This is a genomic window from Campylobacter sp. B0100352/1, from assembly GCF_020135855.1.
Lineage (GTDB): Bacteria > Campylobacterota > Campylobacteria > Campylobacterales > Campylobacteraceae > Campylobacter_D > Campylobacter_D taeniopygiae.
In genome coordinates this window covers 96,556-107,884 of record NZ_JACHTP010000001.1, presented here as the reverse complement: position 1 = coordinate 107,884, position 11,329 = coordinate 96,556, and the positions used below count along the sequence as shown (strand labels likewise).

The window sequence follows — 11,329 nt, the reverse complement described above, 5'->3', positions numbered from 1 at the left end:
ATCCTCAAGGAATAAAAATGCGAAAACTTATCAGACATAATCTTGGAATTTATTTTATGCTTTTAGCATGTTTGGATTTTACGCTTATGGGAGCTTGTGCTAAAATTTTAAGCAAAGAAATAAGCTCTATTGAAATTATGTTTTTTAGAAATATCATAGGAGTTGTATTTTTACTTTGGTTATTGAAAAAATCAAAAGTTCACAAAGAAGGTGGGTATTTTTGGCTTTTAGTTTTTAGAGGTGTTGCGGGCACACTTTCACTTTATATGTTTTTTTATAATATCTCAAACATCACCTTAGGTGGAGCCTTTGCTTTTCAAAAAACAGCACCTATTTTTATCACCCTCATTGCTTTTTTTGTTTTTAAAGAAAAACTAGAAAAAAAGGCTTGTATAGGAATTTTTATCGCTTTTTTAGGCATGCTTTTAATCACTCAACCTTGGGCTGATAAAGCCTATCACTCGGGCTTTGATTTAAAAAATTCCATCATAGGAATTTCAAGTGGCTTTCTAGCTGCTTTAGCCCTTACAAGCGTGAGAAAACTTAGAAAATCTTACACCACAGAACAAATTGCTTTTTCATTTATTTTTCTTGGCACACTCATGCCTTTACTTTCAATGATAGGAGCTGAATTTTTTCAATCTAAAGATTTTCATTCTTTGCATATGGATTTTATTTTAGCTCCATTTGTAATGCCTAGTTTAAAATCATGGATCATTATTTTAATCATGGGAATTTTAGGCACCATTTATCAAATTCATGTCACCAAAGCCTATGGGATAGCTAAACAAGCTGGTATTGTCGCGGGTGTAAGTTATTTTGATGTGATTTTTAGTTTAATTGTTGGATTAATTTTGGGCGATAATTTACCAAGTGCTATGGTTTTTTTAGGTATAATAGGGATAATTTGTGGAGGATTAATCTTAGTCGTAAAAGGAAAAAAATGAAAAAAATGATATTAATCGCTGGTCCTTGCGTCATAGAAAGCAAAGATTTAGTATTTAAAGTCGCTGAACAACTTAAATTTTTTAATGAAAATGAAAATATAGAATTTTATTTTAAATCCAGTTTTGATAAAGCTAATCGCACAAGCATTGATTCTTTTCGCGGACCTGGAATCGAAGAAGGACTTAAAATTTTACAAAGTGTAAAAAATGAATTTAACATGAAAATTTTAACCGATATCCATGAAAGTACTCAAGCATCAATTACGAGTGAAGTCGTTGATGTACTTCAAATTCCAGCATTTTTGTGTCGTCAAACTGATTTGCTTGTTGAGGCTGCTAAAACCAAATCAAAAGTCAATATCAAAAAAGGCCAATTTCTAAACCCAAACGATATTAAATATAGCGTTAAAAAAATTCTTCAAACTAGAGGTATCAATGAAGAAGGCTATGAAGTAGCGAAACAAAATGGAATTTTTGTTGCCGAAAGAGGCGCTAGCTTTGGATATGGAAATTTAGTTGTAGATATGAGATCTTTAGTTATTATGCGTGAATTTGCACCCGTTGTATTTGATGCGACTCATAGTGTTCAAATGCCAGGAACTGCAGGAGGTAAAAGCGGAGGTAAAAGCGAATTTGTAGAGCCTTTAGCAAGAGCAGCAGCAGCAGTTGGAGTAGATGGATTTTTCTTTGAAACCCATATCAATCCTTGTGAGGCTCTATGCGATGGACCAAATATGCTAGATATTTCACGTCTTAAAAATTGTGTTGAAACACTCTTAAAAATACAAAATATTATAAAGGATATTTAATGAAAATTATTGAAGGAAAACTAAATCTTAACTCTAATGAAAAAATTGCAATTATCAATGCAAGATTTAATCACATCATCACCGATCGTCTTGTTGAAGGTGCTAAAGATGCCTTTTTAAGACATGGAGGTAAAGAAGAAAATTTAAGCCTTATTCTTGTTCCAGGGGCTTTTGAACTTCCTTTCATCTTAAAAAAAGCTATAGAAAGTCAAAAATTTGACGCTATTTGTTGCATAGGTGCTGTTATTAGAGGATCGACTCCGCATTTTGATTATGTTGCAGCAGAAACCACAAAAGGCATTGCCAATGTAAGTTTAAATCATAATATTCCTGTAAGTTTTGGCGTACTCACCACTGATACTATAGAACAAGCCATAGAAAGAGCAGGAAGCAAAGCTGGAAATAAAGGTTTTGAGGCTATGGTTACAGTTATAGAAATGCTTAATTTAAGCAAGGAAATTTAATGGCAACGCGTCATCAAGTCAGACAAAGTGTTGTTTCTTTGCTTTATGCTTTAGAAATGAATGAAAAAAATGAAAATTTTATTGATGATTATTTAAATGAAAAAAAGATTCGCAATGAGCAAAAAAAATTTACTTTAAATTTATATCAAGGCATTATTCATAATCTTTCCAATATTGATGAGAAATTAAATACTCATCTTAATGAAAACAAAATTGAAAAATTAGGATATATTGAAAGAGCTATATTAAGACTTGGAGCTTATGAGTTGCTTTTTACAGACACACCTAGCGCAATCATCATTAATGAAGCGATAGAATTAGCTAAAGAATTAGCTAATGATAGTTCTCCTAAATTTATCAATGGAGTTTTAGACTCACTGATTAAGGCTAAAAAATGAAATTATGCGTTGCATTAGATCTTGCCACCAAAGAAGAATGTCTTAATATAGCCAAAGAATTAAAAGGCTTGGATCTTTGGCTTAAAATAGGCCTAAGAGCTTATCTAAGAGATGGTTTTAAATTTATAGAAGAATTAAAAAAAATAGATCATTTTAAAATCTTTTTAGATCTAAAAATTCATGACATTCCTAATACAACTGCGGATGCTTGTGAAGAAATTTCCAAACTTGGAGTTGATATGATCAATATTCATGCAAGTGTTGGAAATATAGCCATGCAAGAAGTGATGAACAGACTTAATAAATTTTCTAAACGCCCTTTAGTTTTGGCTGTTTCTGCTCTAACTAGTTTTGATGAAGAGCATTTTTTCAATATTTATAAACAAAGCATTGATGAAGCTGTAATTAATTTCGCTAAAATGTCTTATCAAAATGGGCTTGATGGTATGGTATGCTCTGTTTTTGAAAGCAAAAATATCAAAAACAATACTCATCAAAATTTTTTAACATTAACACCAGGCATTCGTCCTTTTGGAGAGAATAATGACGATCAAAAACGAGTTGCTAATTTAGAAACAGCTAAAGAAAATAAAAGTGATTTTATAGTCATAGGACGCCCTATATATAAAGATAAAGATCCTAAAGCGATCTGCGAAAAGATTTTGGAGCTTATATGAGCAAAGAAAAAATAAATGAAGAAAATATAGATCAAATTTATGAAAACAATCAAAAAAAAGAATGGGATATTTGCAAAAATTTTGAAGAATGGATCAAAACCCAACCCGATAAAGAAAAAGCCTTAAAAGAATTTTATCAAAAGTGTGGGATAAAGTATTGAATTATCAGCAATTAGAATGTGATTATTTTAATCTTTACAATCAATTTATTAGTGTCGATTCTACTATTTCTTTTGAAAAAAATAATCGAATTTTAATCAAAGATTTTGTATTTTTTTATCATCAAATCTTAAAACAAAAAGATTTTAATTACTTAACGGGCATAAGAAATAAAATCGCCCTAAAAGTTCAAAAATATATGCAGCAATATTCTATAGCACCCAAAAGTCTTAATCTTTCTTGTTTAAGAGAAAATAAACATATTGAATTTTTTGAAATGTTTTATAAGGCTTTGGGCTATTTTGTCGCTTTTAGACAAAAACTCAATGAAGAACAAAAACTCCAAATCATTATATCTAGCATTGATGAAAGCTTTGGATATAAATTTTCAATAGAAAATTTTCAAAATTTAGATCATTTTAAAAAAAGCGATATTTTAACCCTTCCAGAAAGGTGCCTTAATAATTTTCACCTAGCAATGATTCATCTTTGTATTATGATCCTTAATCCTCTTAACTTAAAAGATTATAATCAACATCTTGATAAGGCGATTAATTATCTTATTGATGGCTCTTTTAATATTTATGAGATCATCTTAAAAGAATATTCTTTATTGTATCCAAAAGATCAAAATTTTAAACAAGAACTTGCCAAACTTAAAGAATTAGAAGTCCAAATTCTTATGCAAGAAATTTCAAAATTAAAACTATCAAACAATTACAAAGAACTATGTGGAGAAATTCTTTACAATCTAGAACTTGAAAAAATAACCCAAAAATAATCTTATATTAGCTCTAATATGCTTTAATAATAAAAATTTTTAACAAGGAAAAATTATGCATATTACGCCTGAATATTTATATCAAAAAAGAAGGAAATTTTTAAAATTAGGCATTGGAGCACTTATAAGTTCAACTTTAATCAGTTCCAAACTTTCCGCTTTTAACTTCATTAAAGATAAAAATCTTGATAATTTAAAAATAAGTGATGAAGAATTGGCTACAAATTATGTCAATTTTTATGAATTCTCCACCGATAAAAAAAGAGCTGTAGCCTTAGCTCAAAATTTTAACACTCAAAATTGGAAAATTGAAATCAGCGGAGAAATTGAAAAACCTATAACTCTTAGCATGGAAGATATTTTAAAATTTCCTTTAGAAGAAAGAATTTATCGATTTCGTTGCGTTGAAACTTGGTCTATGGTAGTTCCTTGGATTGGTTTTGAATTGCGTCATCTAATAGAAAAGGTAAAACCGACTCAAAAGGCTAAATTTATTAAATTTACAACACTTTTTGACAAAAATCAATTTCCTGATCAAGATGCACTTTTTCCAACTATAGACTATCCTTATGTTGAAGGGCTTAGAATGGATGAAGCAATGCATCCACTAACCTTGCTTGCTGTAGGAATGTATAAAAAACCTTTAAAACCACAAAATGGTGCTCCTATACGCTTAGTTGTTCCTTGGAAATATGGTTTTAAAAGTATCAAATCGATTGTAAAAATTGAATTTGTAGAAAAACAACCTCTTACAACTTGGCAAAATTATGCTCCAAATGAATATGGTTTTTATGCCAATGTTAATCCAAATGTATCCCATCCAAGATGGTCTCAAGCAAATGAAAGAGCCTTGGGTGATTTTTTCACAAAACCTACTTTAATGTTTAATGGCTATGAAAAAGAGGTTGCAAAACTTTATGAAGGTATGGATTTAAAGGTTAATTTTTAATGAGTAAGTATTTTAATTTTTTTGCTTTCATATTTTTCTTAGCAAGTTTGATTTATTCTTTTTACAATGTCATAAAAGCCTTTGATTTTGTAAAAGAAATTTATTTTAATACAGGAATTTTTGCTTTAATATTTTTAAATTTAAGTTTATTTTTTTCTTTATTTAAATTCAAATCAACCAAAAATTATCCCAAAATTTTGGGATTTTTTGCAACTTTTTGGGGTGCTATTCATTTTTTAAACTATTTTATTTTTGATAGAAATGCCCAAATTTCAAGACTTTTAAATGATATTTTATTCCATTTTTTAGAAACAACTGGATTTATAGCTTTTATTATCATTTGTTTGATGTTTTTAAGTTCTTTTAATTGCTTTAAGAAAATACGCAAAATAAGAAAATTAGGATATTTATGCTTAGTTATTTCAAGCTATCATTATTTTTTAAGTCCTAAAATTCCTATGTTTTGGGAGTGGAGTGCTTTAATTATAGCAATGATTTATTTTATTTTACGCTATATTAAAAACCTACGATTTTGCTTTTATCGAAACTAGAATTAAGTTCTTTTTGTATGCTTTCTAAAAAATCTTGCATGTGAAAAATTCCTTCTTTGGAAATTGCGACTTTTAAGGCTGTATTTTTTATAATCATTAAAATTTGTGCCCCACTTAATTCATAATTAGCTAAGATATTAATATCAAATTTTTTATCAAATTCGGCTTTTTTGGGTAAAAATTTTTCCCACATTTTTAGCCTATCTTTAAAATCAGGCTTTTTAAATTCTATTTTATAATCAAATCTTCTTGAAAATGCCGTATCTAAACTTTCTAAAAAATTCGTAGTTGCAATCATCACTCCGCTAAAACGCTCGATCTGTTCTAAAAAGATATTTTGCATTTGATTATGCATCTTATCACTTCCTGCACTACTCTCAACCCTTGTGCTTAAAAATTGATCCGCTTCATTTAACAATAAAATAGGACTTTGCTTACAAGTTTGCACTATATTTTTATAGGTATCAAAAATTTTCCTAACATTTTGCTCGCTTTCTCCTACCCATTTGCTAAGAATTTTAGAGCAATCAAAGCTAAGAACTGATTTTTTCATCGACTTAGCCATAGCTAAGGCTGACATAGTTTTTCCTGTTCCAGCAGGCCCATAAAAAATAATTTTAGCTTCTATATTTTTATTGTTTTTTATACCCCATAAATTTAATCTTTCAAGCACTTTTTTATCTTGTTGTTTAAGAATGCTTTCTAAAAGCTCTTTGGTATTTTCAGGCATAATAATATCGTTGATATTAACCCTTGGTTCTATGAGTTCAAAAATATCTTGCTCTTTTAAAACATTTTCAATTTTAACTTTTTTACTTTGTTTTGGCTCAAAATTAATCACTCTTTGTAAAATTTCATCTGTAATAAAAAAGCTTTTTGAAATATCTCCAAAAGAATTCAAATACTCATCATATTCTATTAAATTTAAAAGTGGAGAATTTTCTTGTAATAGTCTTTTATTTTTATGCTTATCAAGCTCATCTTCGCTAACAAGGGACAATAAAAAATTCATTTCTCTAAAAGTCGAATTTTCATTGCTCAATAAATATTCTTCTCTTAAAAGTGTTAAAAAAATAATTTGCTCTTTTTGATTGAGATTAAATTCCTTAAAGATATCGGATAAAACATTATAAAATTTACTTTTTTTCAAACGCTCTTTAATATAATCTTCGCAAAGTTTAATTTGCTCTTTTAATTCACTATTGTAAGCACTTTTTCTAATAAAACTCAATCTTTCATAAAGTTCAACGCGCATAAATTCATCTTTAAGATATTCTAAATAATCAGCGTAAGCTTCTTTTTTGCTAAAATCTAAATTATTGGATTTTGATTCTAAAAATTCTAAAAAATACTCACTCAAGCTTAGCTCACACTGCAATAAATTTAAACTTAAAGTTTGATTTTTATTGCTTTCAATATTTTTAAAAAAACTTGAATTTTGATTAACAAAACCTCTTTCTATCAGTTTTTTTAAATCTCCTAAAACATCTAAATATGCATATTTTTCCATGCCAAAAATACTGGATAATAAAGTAAATGCATTCACAGAAGCAACAGAAATAACATAATGCTTACAAAGTTCTCTTAAAATCAAAGCTTCGTTTTTAGAACATTTCAGTTCTTTATATATTTGAGTTTTTTCTATGGTTTTTAAATTTAAAAATTCTTTGAGTTTTAGCATTATTTCTTAAATTCCTCTATTTCATTATTAAAAAAATCAATACAAATATTTTCATCTAAAAAATGATTTTCAAAAGGTAAATAGCATATTTTAATCCCATAAGGAGTCAATAAAAAATTATCATTAAAATCCATTTTATCAATATCCTCAAAACATTCTGCACAAAATTTTTTAAGTTTTTGATGCAAAAGATCTAAAAACTGATGATTTTTTATATCATATAATTGATTTAAATGAATAAAAGTATTTTTTTTAATATCATAAACAAAATTGTTAAGCTCTAAAATCGGGCGTTCCATTTCATCTTTATAAAAATAATATTGCTCTTGAAAACTCAATTTTCCATCTTTTAAAAATATAGGTTTTTGAATAATTTGCTCAAAATCAAAATCTTTATTGCTTAATTGATGAATTTTTTTAAATTCATCATTTTTTAAAAAATCCAAACAACTTTTAATTTTAATATTATTTTGATCTTCAAAAAGATATAAATTTGTAAAACCTAATTTTTGCGCTTTGATTTTTTTATTATCCAGTATTAATTCTTTTGCTTCGTTAATTACATAAATATCATCTTGATCTTTCCAAACCTTTGAAATTTTAAAAATAGGAATTTCTTTGCTTGTATTAAGATCGCTTAGGGCTATAAAGCTGGGGCTTGTTTGATTGATATCCTTATCAAATACAGGTATAAAAGGTGCATCCTCATAAATTATGGCAAAAATTTGCTTGTCTTTTAGATCATAAAAATACGCTTCACCTTTATAATTTTTAGAAAAAAGTAAGCTGATAGCAAAAAATAAAAATAAAAAAAATTTCAAAATTTTATCCTTGGTAACCCAAAATGATTTTTATACGCGAAACTGTATCAAAAAAACTGATTTTATTTTTAGAAACTTCATAAAAAATTTCGTAATTTTTTGCTTTTAAATTTTGTTTAAATCCACTAGCTGTTTTTTGCAAATTTTTTCCTTGCCATAAAGGTTTTGCATTTAAAATATCACTTAAGATATCATCATAATATTCATTTTTAAAAAATTTTTTATTAAAAACTTTTTTATCATAACATGCAGCATTTAAACAAATTTTATCTTTAATTTTCAAATTAAAAAAAGCTTGACCTAAATGATAAACCTCTAAATTTAAGGTTTGATTTTCTTTTATTAAAAATCCAAAATCACTCATTTTAAGAAAAGGTGAATTTATGATTATTGCTATACTTTGACTGAGATTATTTTGATTTTTTATGGCACACGCATTAAAAAAGAATATTATCAAAAAGAAAAAAAATATTTTTTTCAAAATTCTAAACCTTATTTTAAATTTTTAAAACTGATATTTAGCTCAAGATTAAGCTCACGAACAATTTTCATCACAGCTTGCAAATCATCAATTTGTTTTGCCACAACACGAATTTCATCTCCTCTGATTGAAGAATTCACCTTTAATTTACTCTCTTTTATAGCCTTATTGATTTTTTTAGCATTTTCACCATCTATAGAATCATTTGCTTTTAAATTTAAATGAAACATGGCTCCATTTTCACGAGAAAGCTCCTTAATAGCACTAGAATTAATACCTCTTTTGATAAGTTTAGAAATAACAATATCTTTTAAAACATCGAGTTTTGACTCACTTGAGGAGCTAAGTTTGAAAATGCTGTCTTTTTCATTCAACTCAATTTCAGTTTTAATACCCTTTAAATCATATCTTGAGTCTAATTCTTTTTTTGCCTGCTCAAAAGCATTTTTAAGCTCTTGTTTATCTATTGCTGCAGAAATATCAAAACTATGTTCACTTGCCATTTTTTATCCATTCTTCAAGATTTTCATAAACTCTACTCATTAAAGTATTAATAGCTTCTTTAGATGCCCATGCAATATGAGGAGTGATGATAAGATGATCTTTATTTTTAATGTTTAAAAGTGGATGATTTTCTAACATAGGCTCTTTTTCCAATACATCAAGCCCAACCTTGATATTTTTTTGATCCATCACCTTTGCCAAATCTAACTCATTTATAATGCCACCTCTACCAACATTAATCAAAACCGCATCATTTTTTAATAATTCTAATTTTTCCAAATTTAATAAATTTATCGTTTTATTATTTAATGGAGCATGGATACTTACAATATCGCAAATCTTTAAAAGTTCATCTAATTCTAAACGTTCAAATTCAGAATTTGTATTTGCCCCACTTGTAGAGTAATAATAAATTTTAGCTCCAAAAGCCTTTGAAATTTTAGCGACTTCTTTTCCTATAGAACCAAGTCCTATAATACCATGTTTTTTACCTTCCATGCTGACTAAAATTCTACTAAAATCTGTAAAAATAGGACTTTTGCACCATTTTTCATTTTTTACCCATTGATCATAATAAGGAATATGATTTAAAAAAGCAAAAACCAAAGCAAAAGTATGCTGTACAACACTCATTGTAGAATATCCTGCAACATTTTTTACCACAATATTTCTTTCCTTAGCATAATCAACATCAATATTATTTAATCCCGTGGCAGTTTCTAGTATAAGCTTAAGATTAGAGCAAGCATCTATAATTTCTTTATCGATCACTACTTTATTAGTCATCGCAATATCAGCATCTTTTAAACGCTCAATCACTTGCTCTTTATCTTTAGTTGTATCATAAAGTTTGATTTCTCCAAATTTTTCAAAAACACTAAAATCATAATTTCCTAAAGTTGCCGCATCTAAACATACTATTTTCATCTTTTACTCCTTAATAATATGTCCAACAAATTTTGAGGAATTATCAAGTATCATTCCACCTTTTCTAAAACCTAAACCACACCCTTCATAAGCAAAAAATACTCCTGCTTGATAAAACTCATTTTCATGAGAATTTAATTCTACGTATTCTTGATAAATGAATTTGTTATTTTCATAAGGTCCTTCATTTTCATTTAAAATTTGCTCATCTTTAATAATACTTACATTAGCCCCTTCTCTACCAAAAACCGGCTTTTTAACATAAGTTTTTCCAACTAAAGGCTGATCTTTTGTTTCTAAAAGTAATGGATGATTAGGGTAAAGCTCGTACAAAATTTTCATAATGCCTTTTGATTGAAATATCAAAGTATAAGCAGGATTTAAAATGATGGCCTTTTGATTACGCATGATCTGCGTTAAAAGCATAGCAAGATCTCCTTCTTCTATCGCTATATCTTCCCAAGGTATCAATTTAAACCAATATTCATAGTTAATTCCATCCTTAAAAATACCCTCATCACTAAATTCCACCTCATCCACATAAGAAAAATTAGTTTCAAAACCCGCTTCATTAGCAATATGAGTTAATAATTTCGTTGTGATTTCCTCTTCTTTGATTCCAGCGATACTTGAAAAAAGAATTTTCCAGCCTTGATAGTAATTTTCAAACAAACTAGTATCATCATTAAGTGTAATTAATCTTTTAAAATTTTCCATCAAGGATTCATAAATATTATTAAATTGATAACTTTCATCCATATTGTTTTGTTTTAAAATTGCCCATTGTAAAATTGCACTCTCAAAAAGAGATGTTGGAGTATCCGCATTAAACTCTAAAAGCTTAATAGGTTTTCCATCCAATCCTCCCGCAAAATCAAATCTTCCATATAAATGCCAATGAACATCATTTTCCCAACTCATTTTAATAGCATCTACAAGGTTAAAAGGAATACCTAATTCATCAAAGCGATCATTATCGATCACATTTTGTGCAGCTGCTACAAACATATCATAAAGCTCATTAGCCGCTTCATAATAAGCATTTGCCTCATTTTCTTTAACACAAACTAAAGCATCACTGATATAATCACTACCATCTTCGTCAGTATGCCAAGAAAAGCCTATACTTTCTAAATAATCCTTTTGAAGCTTATTAACTTTTAATAATCTCATACACCTT

The 11,329-nt window shown here is 28.0% G+C and carries 13 protein-coding genes and 1 pseudogene; 8 read left to right on the top strand and 6 right to left on the bottom strand.

Annotation, left to right across the window (positions count from 1 at the left end; translation table 11 throughout):
• The first annotated feature begins 17 nt into the window (after positions 1-17).
• From H2279_RS00575 to H2279_RS00540, 8 genes and pseudogenes are all read left to right on the top strand, one after another.
• On the top strand, positions 18-947 hold the full coding sequence (locus H2279_RS00575; protein ID WP_337195241.1) for a DMT family transporter: 930 nt from the start codon (positions 18-20) through the stop codon (positions 945-947).
• Positions 944-1,756: a 3-deoxy-8-phosphooctulonate synthase gene (kdsA, locus tag H2279_RS00570; protein WP_337195240.1), complete on the top strand. Its 813-nt coding sequence runs from the start codon at positions 944-946 to the stop codon at positions 1,754-1,756. Before H2279_RS00575 ends, kdsA begins: the two co-directional genes overlap by 4 nt.
• Entirely contained in the window at positions 1,756-2,220 is a 465-nt protein-coding gene (gene ribH / locus H2279_RS00565; protein WP_137623240.1) for a 6,7-dimethyl-8-ribityllumazine synthase, read from the top strand. Before kdsA ends, ribH begins: the two co-directional genes overlap by 1 nt.
• Positions 2,220-2,618 carry a transcription antitermination factor NusB gene (gene nusB / locus H2279_RS00560; RefSeq protein WP_337195239.1) on the top strand — a complete coding sequence of 133 codons (399 nt, stop codon included), beginning with the start codon at positions 2,220-2,222 and terminating at the stop codon, positions 2,616-2,618. The genes ribH and nusB overlap by 1 nt, the downstream gene beginning before the upstream one ends.
• A pseudogene (pyrF, locus tag H2279_RS00555) lies at positions 2,615-3,456 on the top strand (orotidine-5'-phosphate decarboxylase). Before nusB ends, pyrF begins: the two are co-directional and overlap by 4 nt.
• A complete protein-coding gene (locus tag H2279_RS00550; protein ID WP_137623243.1) occupies positions 3,453-4,235 on the top strand; it encodes a hypothetical protein in 783 nt (260 codons plus the stop codon). The pseudogene pyrF and the gene H2279_RS00550 overlap by 4 nt, the downstream one beginning before the upstream one ends.
• 55 nt (positions 4,236-4,290) lie before the next feature.
• Positions 4,291-5,184, top strand: coding sequence for a protein-methionine-sulfoxide reductase catalytic subunit MsrP (gene msrP / locus H2279_RS00545; RefSeq protein ID WP_137623244.1), 894 nt, complete (start codon positions 4,291-4,293; stop codon positions 5,182-5,184).
• Positions 5,184-5,735 carry a ferric reductase-like transmembrane domain-containing protein gene (locus tag H2279_RS00540; protein ID WP_337195238.1) on the top strand — a complete coding sequence of 184 codons (552 nt, stop codon included), beginning with the start codon at positions 5,184-5,186 and terminating at the stop codon, positions 5,733-5,735. The genes msrP and H2279_RS00540 overlap by 1 nt, the downstream gene beginning before the upstream one ends.
• Here the strand turns inward: H2279_RS00540 and H2279_RS00535 are convergent.
• The 6 genes from H2279_RS00535 to H2279_RS00510 are packed head-to-tail and all read right to left on the bottom strand — an operon-like array spanning position 5,701 to position 11,322.
• Entirely contained in the window at positions 5,701-7,416 is a 1,716-nt protein-coding gene (locus H2279_RS00535; protein WP_337195237.1) for an ATP-binding protein, read from the bottom strand. The two genes, H2279_RS00540 and H2279_RS00535, sit on opposite strands and share 35 nt — an antisense overlap.
• A complete protein-coding gene (locus H2279_RS00530) occupies positions 7,416-8,237 on the bottom strand; it encodes a hypothetical protein (RefSeq protein WP_337195236.1) in 822 nt (273 codons plus the stop codon). Before H2279_RS00530 ends, H2279_RS00535 begins: the two co-directional genes overlap by 1 nt.
• Before the next feature lie 4 nt (positions 8,238-8,241).
• Complete coding sequence (locus H2279_RS00525) at positions 8,242-8,718, bottom strand: hypothetical protein (protein WP_337195235.1); 477 nt, start codon at positions 8,716-8,718, stop codon at positions 8,242-8,244.
• Between the two features lie 11 nt (positions 8,719-8,729).
• Positions 8,730-9,221: a YajQ family cyclic di-GMP-binding protein gene (locus H2279_RS00520; protein ID WP_137623249.1), complete on the bottom strand. Its 492-nt coding sequence runs from the start codon at positions 9,219-9,221 to the stop codon at positions 8,730-8,732.
• Positions 9,211-10,149, bottom strand: coding sequence for a D-2-hydroxyacid dehydrogenase (locus H2279_RS00515; protein ID WP_337195234.1), 939 nt, complete (start codon positions 10,147-10,149; stop codon positions 9,211-9,213). Before H2279_RS00515 ends, H2279_RS00520 begins: the two co-directional genes overlap by 11 nt.
• 3 nt (positions 10,150-10,152) lie before the next feature.
• Entirely contained in the window at positions 10,153-11,322 is a 1,170-nt protein-coding gene (locus H2279_RS00510; RefSeq protein ID WP_137623251.1) for a glutathionylspermidine synthase family protein, read from the bottom strand.
• Positions 11,323-11,329 lie beyond the last annotated feature (7 nt).